Annotated in this window: 17 protein-coding genes and 3 pseudogenes; 15 read left to right on the top strand and 5 right to left on the bottom strand. The window is 23.1% G+C overall.

What is annotated here, in order from left to right; genetic code table 4:
* Positions 1-159: 159 nt before the first annotated feature.
* Positions 160-1137 (bottom strand): IS3 family transposase, encoded by a 978-nt coding sequence (locus tag AAHM96_RS02575; RefSeq protein ID WP_342272797.1) that lies wholly within the window; start codon positions 1135-1137, stop codon positions 160-162.
* Between the two features lie 104 nt (positions 1138-1241).
* Here AAHM96_RS02575 and AAHM96_RS02570 point away from each other — a divergent pair, with 104 nt between their 5' ends.
* The 7 genes and pseudogenes from AAHM96_RS02570 to AAHM96_RS02540 all read left to right on the top strand — a co-directional run bounded on the left by AAHM96_RS02570 (position 1242) and on the right by AAHM96_RS02540 (position 6047).
* Positions 1242-1670 carry a hypothetical protein gene (locus AAHM96_RS02570; RefSeq protein ID WP_342273494.1) on the top strand — a complete coding sequence of 143 codons (429 nt, stop codon included), beginning with the start codon at positions 1242-1244 and terminating at the stop codon, positions 1668-1670.
* Positions 1671-1724: 54 nt separating this feature from the next.
* Positions 1725-2514 (top strand): IS5 family transposase gene (locus tag AAHM96_RS02565; RefSeq protein WP_342273493.1). Its coding sequence is split into 2 segments (ribosomal slippage): positions 1725-1985 and positions 1987-2514, totalling 789 coding nucleotides; the frame shifts between segments, so codons are not numbered across the junction.
* Between the two features lie 36 nt (positions 2515-2550).
* Positions 2551-2736, top strand: a pseudogene (locus AAHM96_RS02560) (transposase); the annotation flags it as partial.
* Between the two features lie 162 nt (positions 2737-2898).
* Complete coding sequence (locus tag AAHM96_RS02555) at positions 2899-3027, top strand: hypothetical protein (RefSeq protein WP_255495891.1); 129 nt, start codon at positions 2899-2901, stop codon at positions 3025-3027.
* A gap of 284 nt (positions 3028-3311) precedes the next feature.
* A complete protein-coding gene (gene mnmG, locus AAHM96_RS02550; protein ID WP_425288774.1) occupies positions 3312-5195 on the top strand; it encodes a tRNA uridine-5-carboxymethylaminomethyl(34) synthesis enzyme MnmG in 1884 nt (627 codons plus the stop codon).
* Positions 5196-5307: 112 nt separating this feature from the next.
* Positions 5308-5700: a transposase family protein gene (locus AAHM96_RS02545; RefSeq protein WP_342273491.1), complete on the top strand. Its 393-nt coding sequence runs from the start codon at positions 5308-5310 to the stop codon at positions 5698-5700.
* Between the two features lie 2 nt (positions 5701-5702).
* Positions 5703-6047 carry a transposase family protein gene (locus AAHM96_RS02540; protein WP_342273696.1) on the top strand — a complete coding sequence of 115 codons (345 nt, stop codon included), beginning with the start codon at positions 5703-5705 and terminating at the stop codon, positions 6045-6047.
* On the opposite strand, the gene AAHM96_RS02535 is transcribed toward AAHM96_RS02540, so the two are convergent.
* Together AAHM96_RS02535 and AAHM96_RS02525 are read right to left on the bottom strand one after the other, a co-directional pair.
* Positions 6044-7021 (bottom strand): IS3 family transposase, encoded by a 978-nt coding sequence (locus AAHM96_RS02535; protein WP_342272762.1) that lies wholly within the window; start codon positions 7019-7021, stop codon positions 6044-6046. The two genes, AAHM96_RS02540 and AAHM96_RS02535, sit on opposite strands and share 4 nt — an antisense overlap.
* 222 nt (positions 7022-7243) lie before the next feature.
* A complete protein-coding gene (locus AAHM96_RS02525) occupies positions 7244-8029 on the bottom strand; it encodes a hypothetical protein (protein ID WP_342273490.1) in 786 nt (261 codons plus the stop codon).
* Between the two features lie 70 nt (positions 8030-8099).
* Between AAHM96_RS02525 and AAHM96_RS02520 the strand changes: the two genes are divergently transcribed.
* The 4 genes from AAHM96_RS02520 to AAHM96_RS02505 all read left to right on the top strand — a co-directional run bounded on the left by AAHM96_RS02520 (position 8100) and on the right by AAHM96_RS02505 (position 9430).
* Complete coding sequence (locus tag AAHM96_RS02520) at positions 8100-8492, top strand: transposase family protein (protein ID WP_342272745.1); 393 nt, start codon at positions 8100-8102, stop codon at positions 8490-8492.
* 2 nt (positions 8493-8494) lie between these two features.
* Entirely contained in the window at positions 8495-8917 is a 423-nt protein-coding gene (locus AAHM96_RS02515) for a transposase family protein (RefSeq protein ID WP_342273695.1), read from the top strand.
* Positions 8918-8988: 71 nt separating this feature from the next.
* Complete coding sequence (locus tag AAHM96_RS02510; protein WP_342273489.1) at positions 8989-9165, top strand: hypothetical protein; 177 nt, start codon at positions 8989-8991, stop codon at positions 9163-9165.
* Positions 9140-9430, top strand: coding sequence for a hypothetical protein (locus AAHM96_RS02505; RefSeq protein WP_338976092.1), 291 nt, complete (start codon positions 9140-9142; stop codon positions 9428-9430). Before AAHM96_RS02510 ends, AAHM96_RS02505 begins: the two co-directional genes overlap by 26 nt.
* A gap of 12 nt (positions 9431-9442) precedes the next feature.
* Here the strand turns inward: AAHM96_RS02505 and AAHM96_RS02500 are convergent, their stop codons facing one another.
* Together AAHM96_RS02500 and AAHM96_RS02495 are read right to left on the bottom strand one after the other, a co-directional pair.
* Positions 9443-10357, bottom strand: coding sequence for an ABC transporter ATP-binding protein (locus tag AAHM96_RS02500; protein WP_342273488.1), 915 nt, complete (start codon positions 10355-10357; stop codon positions 9443-9445).
* Positions 10358-10376: 19 nt separating this feature from the next.
* Entirely contained in the window at positions 10377-11471 is a 1095-nt protein-coding gene (locus AAHM96_RS02495; RefSeq protein ID WP_338961772.1) for a hypothetical protein, read from the bottom strand.
* A 1127-nt stretch (positions 11472-12598) separates the two neighbouring features.
* Here AAHM96_RS02495 and AAHM96_RS02490 point away from each other — a divergent pair.
* The 4 genes and pseudogenes from AAHM96_RS02490 (at position 12599) to AAHM96_RS02475 (ending at position 17445) form a co-directional block, all read left to right on the top strand.
* Complete coding sequence (locus AAHM96_RS02490) at positions 12599-14200, top strand: lipoprotein (protein ID WP_342273487.1); 1602 nt, start codon at positions 12599-12601, stop codon at positions 14198-14200.
* 161 nt (positions 14201-14361) lie between these two features.
* A pseudogene (locus AAHM96_RS02485) lies at positions 14362-15179 on the top strand (IS5 family transposase).
* A gap of 450 nt (positions 15180-15629) precedes the next feature.
* A pseudogene (locus AAHM96_RS02480) lies at positions 15630-16414 on the top strand (IS5 family transposase).
* A 241-nt stretch (positions 16415-16655) separates the two neighbouring features.
* Positions 16656-17445 (top strand): IS5 family transposase gene (locus AAHM96_RS02475; RefSeq protein ID WP_342272742.1). Its coding sequence is split into 2 segments (ribosomal slippage): positions 16656-16916 and positions 16918-17445, totalling 789 coding nucleotides; the frame shifts between segments, so codons are not numbered across the junction.

The raw sequence follows: 17445 nt of genomic DNA, 5'->3' as shown, positions 1-17445 counted from the left end.
AAAGCTGAAAAAATTCTTAAATATCCATAAATTCTGCCTTTTCTTGTAGAATGAAATTCGATTAAAAGTTGGCATATTTTTTGATATTTATGATTGCATTTAATAATATGATTTTCGGTGGTTGGCCCTTAATTACTGGACCATTTTTGATATAAAATTCTAAATTTTAATTTGTAAAATTGGTGGTTTTAGAAATTTAGAATGTATTCTTTCATAATTATAAAACATAACATATTGATTTACATCATTTATAGCTTCATTGATGGATAAATATTGATTTGATCCTTTAGGTAGTCATTCTTGAGATAAATGAGAAAATCAGTTTTCAGATAATACATTACCACCAATATCATAAGGTTGTTTTTTGCTTAAAATTATTTGTTTATCCTCTGCTCATTTTGTGATATCTTGACAATAAAATTCGTTGGCGTTATCTGAATGTAAAATAACATTTTTTATTTGATTTCAAGAAAATTGTTTGTTGATTTTTTCAAGAGCAGGAAGAATTAAATCCTGATATGATTTATTAGGAGCAATATTATAACTAACAACATTATTTGAATAAAAATCAATAATTACAAAAAGATATAATCATCCTTCTTTAGTATTTATTTGTTTAGTGTCCATTGATCAAATTTGATTTGAAGAGGTTGTACTTTTATAATCTTTGTTTACTTTATCCATTGTAGGTATTCACTTATTTGGATTTTTTTTGTTTTTAGGATAGTTATTTTTAGTTTGTTTTAATCCTTGAATATTGTGTTCTTTCATAATTTTTCGCATTTGTTTTATTGATAATTCTATATTTAAAATGATATTTTTTTCTTGTTTTAATCACTCTTTAAAAGCTGAAAAAATTCTTAAATATCCATAAATTCTGCCTTTTCTTGTAGAATGAAATTCGATTAAAAGTTGGCATATTTTTTGATATTTATGATTGCATTTAATAATATGATTTTCTTCTTTTTTAATAGGTTTTTGTTTATTTTTTAAAAAGTAATATGTTGATCTGTTTAATTGAAGATATTGACATAGGTTTCTAATTGAATATTGATTTTTACAATCATCAATAATTTTAATTTTTTCTTTGATATTTAATTTGTTAATTACTAATGCTATTTGTTTAATTTTATCCATTAATAAAAATCCTTTCAGGTTAAAATTAGTGTTAATTATATAACACAATTGTTTTTAGAATACATTCAGGTTTTTTAAATTAATGGTCTAGTAAAAAGGGCTAAGTGGCAAGTGGCAAGTGGCAAGTGGCAACACTAAATAATACTAAAAGGCAATTAATTGATTTGGCAAGTACTATTAGTTGAAAATATGAAACTTTATTATTTCTACAACAAGATAGTCTTTTAGCAAGTTATACATGAACAAATCATATTGCCAAAATAACTGATATTGAAATGACATTTGATATTTTTGCAACAAGTTTTCCGATTTCTGATATGCCACTTAAAGATGAACAAGGATTTTTACTTGCTGAAACTAATTCCGGAAAACCAGTAATTTGAGATTTATTTAAAAAAAATTCTCAACGCATAAATCATAATATGGTTATTTTAGGAGAAAGTGGAAGTGGAAAATCATTTACTGCTAAAAAAATTCTTTTGAATCAAGCATATCAAAATAATCGAAAAATATTTATTTTAGAACCTGTTTAAAATCTTTTAGAGAATAGGATAAAATGATTATATATTTTAAAATAAGAGGTATATATGTGTAAAAATTATCCTAGTAATGTTAGCAAAGAGCAATTTGAAAATATAAAATGAATTTTAGAAAATACTAAAAAGAGAACTAAACCAAGAAGTTTAGATTTATATGAAGTATTTTGTGCAGTTTTATATGTATTAAAAAGTGGTTGCCAGTGAAGAATGTTACCAAAAAATTTTCCAAAATGACAAATTGTATATTATTATTTTCAAGCTTGAAGTAAAAATAATGATAAAGAACCTAGTGTATTACAATTAGTTTTAAAAAAAATTAGTCAAGGCATTTCGTATCAATAATGGTAGAAAAGAACAAACTAGTTTTTGTATAATTGATTCACAAAGTGTTAAAAATACAGATACTACTAAAAATAAAGGTTATGATGCTGGTAAAAAGATTTCAGGAATAAAGCGTCATATTGCTGTTGATTCTCAAGGTTTAACACATGCAATTTACATAACCACAGCAGAAAAAACAGATCGTAATAGTGCTATAATAATGATTGAAAATGAAAAAGAGAATCTTTCTGCAGTTCAAAAAATACTAGTAGATGCTGGTTATACTGGTGAAAAATTTGCTTCTAAAATTAAAACAATTATAAATGCAAATGTTGAAGTTATAAAACATAATGAATTACATTCTTTTGTAGTATTACCAAAAAGATGAGTTGTAGAACGAAGTTTTGCATGATTAGAAAAATGCAGAAGATTATGAAAAAATTGTGAAAAAAAATTAAATACTAGCTTACAAATGGTTGTTCTTGCCTTTATTTCAATTTTATTGAAAAGATTTTAAACAGGTTCTAAAATTAAAACAATTATAAATGCAAATGTTGAAGTTATAAAACGTAATGAATTACATTCTTTTGTAGTATTACCAAAAAGATGAGTTGTAGAACGAAGTTTTGCATGATTAGAAAAATGCAGAAGATTATGAAAAAATTGTGAAAAAAAATTAAATACTAGCTTACAAATGGTTGTTCTTGCCTTTATTTCAATTTTATTGAAAAGATTTTAAACAGGTTCTAAGATGTATTTTTATATATAAAAATACTTTTTAAGTTTAAAGGTATAGTAAATAAAAATTTGCAAATTTAAAAATTAACATTATAATTATACTTATGTAGGGATATTAAGATAAATTATTTAAGTCAAATTGTATACAAAAGAGGTTACAGTTATGGAAAAAGAAATAGATGTTGCATATGTTTTATCACCATTGGATACAGTCACCAATGTTAATGATAAAAGTGTCTTTTCAATAAAAACACATCTTGTGCTAATAAATAAAATACTTAAAAGTAAGTAATTACTGGCTTTTAATTAGTATTAATGATTATTAATTAAAAAAGTTGCTATTTTTAGGTGCAGCACTAATTCTTTAAATAATATTTATATCTTGTATAAAAGATAATGAATTATAATTGAGAAGATTATTAACTAAAATTCAATTTTATTTAATAAAAGTCTAAAAAGTACATGAATATTTTGCTTGTTTATGATAACTTTACTAAAGAAATTAAAAATAAAATTTCTGATTTTTGATGTTATGAATTTTGATATGTAATATTTTATGAAATGGAGGTGAAATCAATGAAATATGACTATGAAATTATTGTAATTGGTGCTGGTCATGCTGGTGTTGAAGCGGCATTATCTTCTGCACGAGCAGGTCATAAAACCGCTATTATTACTCTTGATAAAACTAAAATTGCATTAATGCCATGTAATCCTTCTATTGGTGGACCCGCCAAAGGAGTTGTGGTTCGTGAAATTGATGCACTTGGTGGCGAAATGGCTAAAGCAGCAGATGCTACTGCTTTGCAAATGAAACTATTAAATCATTCACGTGGTCCAGCAGTTTGAGCTATTCGTGCTCAATCTGATAAAATTGCTTATTCACAATATATGCAAAATGCAATAAATAAACAAGAAAATTTAACAATTTTAGAAGTTATGGTACAATCATTAATAATTGAAGAAAACACTGCTAAGGGTGTTATTTTAGAGAATGGCGAAAAAATTACTAGTGAAATTGTGATTTTAACTACTGGCACTTATATGACAGCTTTAACTTTACAAGGTCATAATAAGAAATCAGAAGGACCAGATGGTCAAAGAACAAGTAATGGTATTTCTGAACAATTAAAAATTGTAGGCTTTAATATGATACGTTTAAAAACAGGAACACCACCTCGTATTAAAAAAAATAGTATTGATTTTGACAAAACTAATATTGAACTAGGTAGTAATTTACCTTTAGCATTTTCACATGAAACTAAAAATTTTTTACCATTAGCAAAACAGTTACCTTGTTATTTACTTTATACAAATGATAAAACTCATACCATTATTAATGGTAATTTAGATAAATCACCAATGTATAATGGTGAAGCACAAGGTACTGGACCACGTTATTGTCCAAGTATTGAGGATAAAGTAGTACGTTTTGCTGATAAGCCTCGTCATCAAATTTTCTTAGAGCCAGAATCACTTGCTTTGGATTCAATTTATGTCCAAGGTTTTTCAACATCGATGCCAATTGATGTGCAAGATAAAATGTTGAGAACATTACCTGGTTTAGAAAATTGTGAAGTATTAAAATGAGCATATGCTATTGAATATGATGCTTTTGAACCAACACAATTATGACCAACATTGGAAACTAAATTAATTAAAAACTTATTTAGTGCTGGTCAAATTAATGGTACTAGTGGTTATGAAGAAGCAGCGTGTCAAGGTTTAATGGCCGGAATTAACGCACATTTAAAAATAAAAAAAGAAAAACCATTAATTTTAAAGCGTGATGAAGCATATATCGGAGTTTTAATTGATGATTTAGTAACAAAAGGAACAGTTGAACCTTATCGTTTATTAACTTCTTTAGCTGAACATCGTTTATTATTACGAAATGATAATGCTCAAACAAGATTAATTAAATATGGTTATCAAGTTGGCTTAGTTAGTGAACAACGTTGATCACAATTTAAAATTCAACAAAAATTAATGTCTAATATTGTTGAAAAATTAAAAACTATTAAAGTTAGTCCCAATTCAGAAGTTGCTAAGTATATTAATAATAATAATTTAGGTCCAATTCCCGATAATCATATTATTGCTTATGAATTATTAAAACGTCCAGGTGTCAAATTATCAATGTTTACTTCACAGTTACCTTTAATAAATGATTTACAATATCATCAATTAATGGAATTAGAAATTACAATTAAATATTCAGGGTATATTAATCAACAACTAAAAATGGCGCAACAAACTAATAGTTTAGAAAAAAAACAAATTCCTGGTGATATTGATTATGATTTAGTAGAAAGTATTACTGGTGAAGCTAGAGAAAAATTAAAGCGTGTTAGACCATTAACAATTGGTCATGCTACAAGAATTTCTGGTGTTAGTCCTGCTGATATTCAAGTTTTATTATTTTTTTTAAAACGCAAATATCCAAATTTAAATATTTAATAAATTAGCGATTTTTTAATTAAGTTCGCTAATTTTATATATTAGACTTGGTGCAAAACCTTTAATTTTAATAATTTAACGGTTATTATTAATATCAAAGGTGATAATTATTATGTTAAAAAAATACAAAGATGAACAAGAATTTTATAGTTTAGTGGGAATAAAACTACAAACATTTCAAAAAATGGTTGAAATTTTAAAAAAAGCTGAAGCAATTAAAAAAGCAGTTGGTGGTAAACCTAATAAATTATCAATAGAAAATCGTTTATTAATGACATTAGAATACTGAAAAGAGTATAGTAGTTATAGAGTTATTGCAAAAAGATATAATACTAGTCATACTAGCTGCATTCGTAATATTTTTTGAATTGAAAATACTTTAATAAAAAGTGGAATTTTTAATTTATCTGGCAAAAAAGATTTAATCAAAAATAAAGGAATCAATAATAATTTACTAGCTATTGATGCTACTGAAACTCCAATTGAAAGAATTAAAAAAAACTAAAATTACTTTTTTCGGGTAAAAACAAACATCATACTCTTAAATCGCAAATAATTATTGATATTTTAAATGGAAAAATTATTTCAACCGCTTTTTGTTTTGGAAGCATTCATGATTTTAAATTACTTTTAAAATCTAAAACTTTTATTCATCCAGAAAAACAAGTTTTTGTTGATTCAGGTTATCAAGGAATACAAAATATTCATAAAAATACATTTTTGCCATTTAAAAAAAGTAAATACAATAAATTAATACCAATTCAAAAAAAATACAATAAAACTTTAAGCAAAATTGGTGGTTGGCGGTGGTTGGCCCTTAATTACTGGACCATTTTTGATATAAAATTCTAAATTTTAATTTGTAAAATTGGTGGTTTTAGAAATTTAGAATGTATTCTTTCATAATTATAAAACATAACATATTGATTTACATCATTTATAGCTTCATTGATGGATAAATATTGATTTGATCCTTTAGGTAGTCATTCTTGAGATAAATGAGAAAATCAGTTTTCAGATAATACATTACCACCAATATCATAAGGTTGTTTTTTGCTTAAAATTATTTGTTTATCCTCTGCTCATTTTGTGATATCGTGACAATAAAATTCGTTGGCGTTATCTGAATGTAAAATAACATTTTTTATTTGATTTCAAGAAAATTGTTTGTTGATTTTTTCAAGAGCAGGAAGAATTAAATCCTGATATGATTTATTAGGAGCAATATTATAACTAACAACATTATTTGAATAAAAATCAATAATTACAAAAAGATATAATCATCCTTCTTTAGTATTTATTTGTTTAGTGTCCATTGATCAAATTTGATTTGAAGAGGTTGTACTTTTATAATCTTTGTTTACTTTATCCATTGTAGGTATTCACTTATTTGGATTTTTTTTGTTTTTAGGATAGTTATTTTTAGTTTGTTTTAATCCTTGAATATTGTGTTCTTTCATAATTTTTCGCATTTGTTTTATTGATAATTCTATATTTAAAATGATATTTTTTTCTTGTTTTAATCACTCTTTAAAAGCTGAAAAAATTCTTAAATATCCATAAATTCTGCCTTTTCTTGTAGAATGAAATTCGATTAAAAGTTGGCATATTTTTTGATATTTATGATTGCATTTAATAATATGATTTTCTTCTTTTTTAATAGGTTTTTGTTTATTTTTTAAAAAGTAATATGTTGATCTGTTTAATTGAAGATATTGACATAGGTTTCTAATTGAATATTGATTTTTACAATCATCAATAATTTTAATTTTTTCTTTGATATTTAATTTGTTAATTACTAATGCTATTTGTTTAATTTTATCCATTAATAAAAATCCTTTCAGGTTAAAATTAGTGTTAATTATATAACACAATTGTTTTTAGAATACATTCAGGTTTTTTAAATTAATGGTCTAGTAAAAAGGGCTAAGTGGCAAGTGGCTAAGTGGCAACTAAAACGTTTTAAAATTTTAACTTTAAAATATCGCAATAAAATACGAAGATTTGCATTAAGATTTAATTTAATAGCAGAAATATATAATTTTGAATTACCTTAGTTTTGCACCAAGTCTAATATAATCTTTATCATTACCAGTCATAGTAGCACTTGTTGATGTAATATTACTAAATGTTGCTTTACCTTTTTCATAACCATTATTACCAGCATTTATTATTGCAGTTTCTAATTCATCATTAGTTGGTGTATCACCAGCCATAGTTATTTTTCCTAAATTTTTAAAATAAATTAAATCATTTAAACTAATTCTAAAATCATCAAAATCAGCAATTTTAAATGTTACTGGTGATTTTTCTCTTTCTGCTGGAGTTAATTTAATTCAATTAGTTCAACAACGTTTTTGTGCTTCTTTAATTTCATAAGCAGTTGGCATTTTTTCCATAATAATAAATGATAATCAACCACGAATTGCTGTTGTTATACCATAAAGTGCTTTACCTAATGTTTTTTGATTTAATGTATTATTATCAATTAAATTAACAATTTTTTGAAAACTATTAGGTTGTGCAAATGCATTTCTATGTACAAAAACTCCTAATACTTTTTTTAAATCAAATGTTTTTTCTAAATGTAAACCAGTTTTAGTATCTTTAACCATATCTTTATTTAAAAACATATGTTTATATAAAAACATACCAAATACTGATTGTTTATATAATTGGCCACTTGCTACAGTATCTGCTGCAATTTGACCATAATTTAATCTTAAATATGCTTTTGTTAATTGTAACATTGGAGTAAATCCTAATGCACCAATAAAATCACTTACATTTGTACCAATTTCAGTTTCAGTTATATTTCCTAATAATTCATTCATTAGACTTGGTGCAAAACCTTTAATTTTAATAATTTAACGGTTATTATTAATATCAAAGGTGATAATTATTATGTTAAAAAAATACAAAGATGAACAAGAATTTTATAGTTTAGTGGGAATAAAACTACAAACATTTCAAAAAATGGTTGAAATTTTAAAAAAAGCTGAAGCAATTAAAAAAGCAGTTGGTGGTAAACCTAATAAATTATCAATAGAAAATCGTTTATTAATGACATTAGAATACTGAAAAGAGTATAGTAGTTATAGAGTTATTGCAAAAAGATATAATATTAGTCATACTAGCTGCATTCGTAATATTTTTTGAATTGAAAATACTTTAATAAAAAGTGGAATTTTTAATTTATCTGGCAAAAAAGATTTAATCAAAAATAAAGGAATCAATAATACTTTACTAGCTATTGATGCTACTGAAACTCCAATTGAAAGAATTAAAAAAAACTAAAATTACTTTTTTCGGGTAAAAACAAACATCATACTCTTAAATCGCAAATAATTATTGATATTTTAAATGGAAAAATTATTTCAACCGCTTTTTGTTTTGGAAGCATTCATGATTTTAAATTACTTTTAAAATCTAAAACTTTTATTCATCCAGAAAAACAAGTTTTTGTTGATTCAGGTTATCAAGGAATACAAAATATTCATAAAAATACATTTTTGCCATTTAAAAAAAGTAAATACAATAAATTAATACCAATTCAAAAAGAATACAATAAAACTTTAAGCAAAATTATAATTAAAATTGAACACGTATTTGCTAAACTAAAACGTTTTAAAATTTTAACTTTAAAATATCGCAATAAAATACGAAGATTTGCATTAAGATTTAATTTAATAGCAGAAATATATAATTTTGAATTACCTTAGTTTTGCACCAAGTCTAGTAATAAAAATTGTAAATCTGAAACAATGACACATATTTAAGGGGTGATAAATTTATGAATAATGAAAAACAAAAAGAGTATAAGAAAAACCTTGACTTTCAAAAAAATAAAAAAAGAATACAAGAATATCAACAAAGACCTGAAGTGAAAGCAAAAAAGAAAGAATATGCTCAAAGACCTGAAGTGAAGGAAAGAAGGAGAAAATATGATCAAGCTTGATATCAAAAATAAAGAAAAAATGAAAGAATATGCTCAAAAGCCAGAAGTGAAGGCAAGAAAACAAAAATATGAGCAAAAATCCGAGGTAAAAGCAAAAAGGAAAATATATAATCAAAAATGATATCAAAAAAGGAAAAAAACAAAACAAGAATTACAATTTAATAATAATTATCAAAAAGAAGTAATGGTAAATGCAATCAACAAATTAGCTGATGAATATCCTCCTACTGCACATGTTTTAAGTGAAAATCAAAAAATTTGAAAATCTTATTTATAAAATAAAAATAAATTAAAAAAATGAATTGATAAAAAATAAATCTAATTCTTTTTCATGTAAATCATATATAACAATTTTCTTTTCACTCAAAATAAAATTAAGTTGTGATATATAATTTTTATCAATTAATTTAATTAAAATACTATCAGTATCTTTATTATATTTAAATTGAAAATTATATAAACTTAAAAGTGATGATGCTACAAGATTATTGCTTGTTTTTAAAACAAAAATTTTACCAACTCCAAATTTATCAATTGGCCCAGTATAAATTAATTTACCATATTCAATAATAGTACAATTATCAATAATATCTTTTGTTTCATCAATCATATGAGTTGTTAATAAAATAGTTTTTCCTTCTTTTTTTAAATCTTGTAAAACAGAAGTAAAAAATTTTCTTGATTCTGAATCTAAATTAGCTCCTGGTTCATCTAAAATAACTAGGTTTGGATCATGTGCTAGGGCAACAATCAACATAATTCTATTTTTCATTCCTGAAGAAAATGAATTTAAAGATTTATTACGTGATTCTCATAAACCAAAATTTTTTAATAATCTTTCTAAATTTACTAGTAATTTACTTTCTGAAATTATTGTTGTTTTACCTAAAAATTTCAAAAAATTATAAGCACTTAATCCCTGAGGAAAATTTTCTATATTCAAAGAATAGCCTAAACTATTTTTTGAAAAAGTTGTTCCCGCTTTATAGCCATTAATGGTAATTAATCCTTCGTAATTACTTTTTGGAATAGCACCAATAATTGATTTCAACAGTACTGATTTACCACTTCCTGAACGGCCAACTAAAGCATGAATAGTTCCTTCAAATACAGTAAAGCTAATATTATTCATGTGAAATTTCTTAAATTTTTTACTATAGTTTTGAACATTAATTAAAATTTTATTTTTATCATTTGTTGACATAAATACTCTCCTAACTAACTTATCCAATATTCTTTTTTAAGAAAAAACAAAATGATAAGAAAAATAAAACAATACACAACACACCGTAAAATAAACTAACAATCAAATTATTTTGTATGCTTGTAGTATTATTAACATCAATTTTATATTCGCTATTTAAATGAAAAGTAAAATCAGGATAACTAAATAAAGTATTTTTTTGAACATTAAAATCAATACTTGATAAAGCTAATGGTTTAAATCAAAAATTACCATAACATCCCATATAATTTGTTCACATTTGGTTTCAATGCTCAATAAAATTAAAATAGTTAATCAAAGTATATAAATTCATATTATTTTTAAATGCAATAAAATTTTCATCATTTAAAACTTTTTCTGATTTAACTTGATAATAAATTCATATTTGATTATAAATGTAATCTTCCACAGTTCTTAATAAAATATAAATTGGATTAAAAAAAAGATTATCATATTTGTTACGTAATGGACTGCTAAATTTAACATAATATCCACCATCTTTAAAAGCTCTTGTTCAATCATCACTAGTTAATGTTTTTTTATTACTACCTTCCTCAACATAAGATTTAGCAAGATCATATTCTAACAAATCAGGTATTTTTGATTTTTGTAAATAACAAAAATTATTAATTTCAAATTCATTATTATAATCTTCATATAATTGAAATAAATCTTTTTGAGTATCGTTATTAGATTCTTCAATTTTTTGTTTTAATTCTTTTAAATTAATAAAGTATTTATTAAAAACTAAAACTATTTTAACTGTTTTGCCATTAAAATCATTATGTCCATTTCAAACATCAATTTTACCTTCCATTTCACCACTATTAAATGAACTATTTAAAAGAAATCCTTCTTTTTTATAAAAATCTTGTCTTTTACTAATAACTTCCTTTTTATTAATATTTTGTAATTCATCAATTGTTAAACTATTATAAAAATCAGCAATATCTTTAGTTAAATTAGGATAACGAATTAATCCCATTTTATAATATTTATTAAATAACATTGCTTCTTTAATTTGTTTAACCAAATAAGGTCCAACACCTTCTTTAAAAGAAATTGGTAAATTTTCTGTTTTATTTAATATCAAAGAAGAAGGCAAACCACCCAAAAGGAATAAACTACAAAAAATAACAAATATTAAAAAAACCTTTTCTGATGAAAAAAACGCTAACATAGCTACCGATCCATTAGTTACTAAAATTGAGAAAAAAAGTAAAAAAAGAAATAATTTTAAAATAATTAAAATATAAAATTTAATATATATTATTTTTAGAATTACTCCTATGATGCCTCCAAAAACTAATAAAGTAATAATATTAGATACGATAAAAAATAATGAAGATAAAAATAACACGAAATATTGTGAAATGATAATTACTTTTCTTGAATATGGCCTTGTTAGTATTAGAAGAAAAGAATTATCTTCAAATTGTGTACCAAATAACTTAATAGAATTCATTAAAGCAAAAATAAAAAGAAAAATGCTATACAAAATCATAATATAATATTGAAAAATAATGAAAAAAGTATTTGAACTTAATTTCAAAGTAAAAAAAACAATAGATATTGTTAAAGATATAAATATTGATAAAATAAATAAAAAAACTGTAATAAAAGAATAATAAACCTTAATAAAAATAAACTCTAATAATTTACCTAAATTTGCTTTTTCAACCATAGCTCTCTTAAATAACCTCTCAATGTATTAGTTTATAATATTTTTATTTAAAAAAACAATTTTATTAATTTAGAAACAACAATATATACTAGCAATTATATAATCAATATTAAGCATAATATGAAAAATTTCTTAGTAAAATTTTACTATGTTTTATATAATAAATCTTGTTTTAATAGTATTAAATACAGTAAATGTTAAATTTTAAAACTAGTTATTATTTTAAAAAAATAAAATAAGTAAAAACATAAAAAAACTTATAAAAAATCACTAAATATGATACTATTGGTGTTTATTATAAAACTTTAAAACATAATATAAAAAATAATTTTAGAATAATATAAAATGAAGTAAATATATTCAACAATTTAAATATGTCTTTAATTTATTAAATTAAAAACATATTTTATCCAAGTTTGATTTTAATAATATTATGTTTTAAAACAAAAAATAATCATTTTTATTACTAATGTCAATAATAGTTGTACTGAATATATTTAATTATATAAAAAGATTTATTTATGGGGGTATAAATTATGAAAAAATTATTAAGTATTTTGGGGGCAATAATTTTAAGTACTACTGCTACTACAAATATTATTGCTTGTGGCGGAAATAATGATGAACCAATACCAGAAGAGCATGGTAAAGAACAGAGTGATACTGATTTATTAAAAATAGCAGAAGAAAAAGTTAACAGTTTATTTGGGGATCTAATAAAAGAGAAAAAAAATATTTTAAGACCAGATAACTTTGCTAGTTCTGGACAAGAACTATTAAATCAAATTAATAATATTCCTGATAATCAAGAAATTACTAATCAAGATTTAACTAAACATTTTTATGACGTAATTAAAGAAAACATTAGTAATTTTGGTTCTGAACTACGTAATGATTCTAATTTAAAATCATTATTTTCTGGTATTAATATTAATGAAATTTTAAAATTAAATACTGATAAATCAAAAATTACTAAAGTTGAATTTAATGAATGAAAAAATAATAATGCTTTTGGGATGGATGATTATAATAAAGAAAAGTATCAAATTGAATCTTGAAATCTTCTAAAATCAAGCCTAAAATTTGATTTAAAATGAAAAGATTTTGATGGTAATACATTAGATCGTGAATTAAGTATAGATTTTTTTGATATAAACTTTATTAATCAAAATGCTAATACTGAAGGCGTAATTGAAAAAGTAGCAAGCAAAATTGAAGATAGTTTAAAAGATTATATTGTCGAAACTACTTTAGATTTAAAATGAAATATTTCAAAATGATGAAATAGTAATGAGTTAAAAGAAAAGATTTTAGAAAAAATAAAAACAAAATTGGGAGCTAAGTTTATTGCTCGTGATCAAACGAAATTTCATAATTATCAATTGCCAAATAATAATAATAATTGAAGTGTCACTAAAGAAACACAAAATGATTTTCAAAGTATGGCACAAAAAGTATTTTTAAATCAATCAGGTTCTGATGTTAAATCAATTTTTACTAATAAAGCTAATTCATATGCACAAACCTTTGAAAATAAATTTGAAAATTGAAAATATAGAAACAAAATTATTTCAGATCTAGATAAAGTAAGTTTGTTTGGAGAATTTGAAATTAATAGTTGAACATATCATAATTTAACATTAGACCCTATTAAAATTCCTGTTGTCATCCGCGATACTATGTCAATACAAGATCGAATTAATAATACTGCTGATAAATTAGCCAAATTTTGTTCTAAAGATGGTATTTGAAACAATCGTCTTACTATCAGTAAGTTTGAAGGTGACTTTACAATGAAAATGAATAAAAATGATTTTAAAGCTTACGAAAATAATAATTTTAATGATACTTTAAAATATTTAAAAGATAAAACTACTGATTTAGCAAAAAAGAATCGTTTTTTTCAAAATAATGATTCACTAGAATTAATTAATTGTCATGAATTAGGGCAAAAAGGTCTTAGATGACAAAACACGCAATTAAATTCTAAATTAAAAAATAATAAATATATTATAGATAATTTGTCTTTAGGTACTGTTGATATTTGAATGTATTTTAATGGTTATGTTTTATCTTTAGCATATTCTTTTGCTCCAACTTATGCGGTAATAGAGGGTGATAATAATGTTTGAAGTTAATATAATAATTTAAAAAAAATTATTAAACCTTAAAGATAGATAATACAAAAATTAGTAGTTTTTTAATTGAAAAATTACTAATTTTATATATTAGACTTGGTGCAAAACCTTTAATTTTAATAATTTAACGGTTATTATTAATATCAAAGGTGATAATTATTATGTTAAAAAAATACAAAGATGAACAAGAATTTTATAGTTTAGTGGGAATAAAACTACAAACATTTCAAAAAATGGTTGAAATTTTAAAAAAAGCTGAAGCAATTAAAAAAGCAGTTGGTGGTAAACCTAATAAATTATCAATAGAAAATCGTTTATTAATGACATTAGAATACTGAAAAGAGTATAGTAGTTATAGAGTTATTGCAAAAAGATATAATATTAGTCATACTAGCTGCATTCGTAATATTTTTTGAATTGAAAATACTTTAATAAAAAGTGGAATTTTTAATTTATCTGGCAAAAAAGATTTAATCAAAAATAAAGGAATCAATAATACTTTACTAGCTATTGATGCTACTGAAACTCCAATTGAAAGAATTAAAAAAAACTAAAATTACTTTTTTCGGGTAAAAACAAACATCATACTCTTAAATCGCAAATAATTATTGATATTTTAAATGGAAAAATTATTTCAACCGCTTTTTGTTTTGGAAGCATTCATGATTTTAAATTACTTTTAAAATCTAAAACTTTTATTCATCCAGAAAAACAAGTTTTTGTTGATTCAGGTTATCAAGGAATACAAAATATTCATAAAAATACATTTTTGCCATTTAAAAAAAGTAAATACAATAAATTAATACCAATTCAAAAAGAATACAATAAAACTTTAAGCAAAATTAGAATTAAAATTGAACACGTATTTGCTAAACTAAAACGTTTTAAAATTTTAACTTTAAAATATCGCAATAAAATACGAAGATTTGCATTAAGATTTAATTTAATAGCAGGAATATATAATTTTGAATTACCTTAGTTTTGCACCAAGTCTATTAAATATTTTTTTAAAATGAAATCTTTTTTGATTTTAATTTTTAAAATTTAGCATAGATTGCATTTATGATGAACAAAAATAAAAATTGTAAATATGTTCAAATTTAAGAGATGATAAGTTATCAATAATGAAAATCAAAAAATTGAAAATCTTATTTATAAAATAAAAAATTATATAAAAAGTATTAATTATATTAACTATAATTAATATGTTGGTAACACAACATATTCATTAATTTTTAAATTTAAAAACAATTAATTATTAAATAAAATTGATTAAGTAAAGGAGTAGGGTGGTTGGCCCTTAATTACTGGACCATTTTTGATATAAAATTCTAAATTTTAATTTGTAAAATTGGTGGTTTTAGAACCTGTTTAAAATCTTTTAGAGAATAGGATAAAATGATTATATATTTTAAAATAAGAGGTATATATGTGTAAAAATTATCCTAGTAATGTTAGCAAAGAGCAATTTGAAAATATAAAATCAATTTTAGAAAATACTAAAAAGAGAACTAAACCAAGAAGTTTAGATTTATATGAAGTATTTTGTGCAGTTTTATATGTATTAAAAAGTGGTTGCCAGTGAAGAATGTTACCAAAAAATTTTCCAAAATGACAAATTGTATATTATTATTTTCAAGCTTGAAGTAAAAATAATGATAAAGAACCTAGTGTATTACAATTAGTTTTAAAAAAAATTAGTCAAGGCATTTCGTATCAATAATGGTAGAAAAGAACAAACTAGTTTTTGTATAATTGATTCACAAAGTGTTAAAAATACAGATACTACTAAAAATAAAGGTTATGATGCTGGTAAAAAGATTTCAGAAATAAAGCGTCATATTGCTGTTGATTCTCAAGGTTTACCACATGCAATTTACATAACCACAGCAGAAAAAACAGATCGTAATAGTGCTATAATAATGATTGAAAATGAAAAAGAGAATCTTTCTGCAGTTCAAAAAATACTAGTAGATGCTGGTTATACTGGTGAAAAATTTGCTTCTAAAATTAAAACAATTATAAATGCAAATGTTGAAGTAACGTAATGAATTACATTCTTTTGTAGTATTACCAAAAAGATGAGTTGTAGAACGAAGTTTTGCATGATTAGAAAAATGCAGAAGATTATGAAAAAATTGTGAAAAAAAATTAAATACTAGCTTACAAATGGTTGTTCTTGCCTTTATTTCAATTTTATTGAAAAGATTTTAAACAGGTTCTTAGAAATTTAGAATGTATTCTTTCATAATTATAAAACATAACATATTGATTTACATCATTTATAGCTTCATTGATGGATAAATATTGATTTGATCCTTTAGGTAGTCATTCTTGAGATAAATGAGAAAATCAGTTTTCAGATAATACATTACCACCAATATCATAAGAACCTGTTTAAAATCTTTTAGAGAATAGGATAAAATGATTATATATTTTAAAATAAGAGGTATATATGTGTAAAAATTATCCTAGTAATGTTAGCAAAGAGCAATTTGAAAATATAAAATCAATTTTAGAAAATACTAAAAAGAGAACTAAACCAAGAAGTTTAGATTTATATGAAGTATTTTGTGCAGTTTTATATGTATTAAAAAGTGGTTGCCAGTGAAGAATGTTACCAAAAAATTTTCCAAAATGACAAATTGTATATTATTATTTTCAAGCTTGAAGTAAAAATAATGATAAAGAACCTAGTGTATTACAATTAGTTTTAAAAAAAATTAGTCAAGGCATTTCGTATCAATAATGGTAGAAAAGAACAAACTAGTTTTTGTATAATTGATTCACAAAGTGTTAAAAATACAGATACTACTAAAAATAAAGGTTATGATGCTGGTAAAAAGATTTCAGGAATAAAGCGTCATATTGCTGTTGATTCTCAAGGTTTACCACATGCAATTTACATAACCACAGCAGAAAAAACAGATCGTAATAGTGCTATAATAATGATTGAAAATGAAAAAGAGAATCTTTCTGCAGTTCAAAAAATACTAGTAGATGCTGGTTATACTGGTGAAAAATTTGCTTCTAAAATTAAAACAATTATAAATGCAAATGTTGAAGTTATAAAACGTAATGAATTACATTCTTTTGTAGTATTACCAAAAAGATGAGTTGTAGAACGAAGTTTTGCATGATTAGAAAAATGCAGAAGATTATGAAAAAATTGTGAAAAAAAATTAAATACTAGCTTACAAATGGTTGTTCTTGCCTTTATTTCAATTTTATTGAAAAGATTTTAA

This window comes from Spiroplasma endosymbiont of Acasis viretata, from assembly GCF_964031275.1.
GTDB lineage: Bacteria > Bacillota_I > Bacilli_A > Mycoplasmatales > VBWQ01 > Spiroplasma_E > Spiroplasma_E ixodetis_A.
Note: the sequence above shows the minus strand (reverse complement) of the source record. Positions and strands in the feature narration are given on the sequence as shown.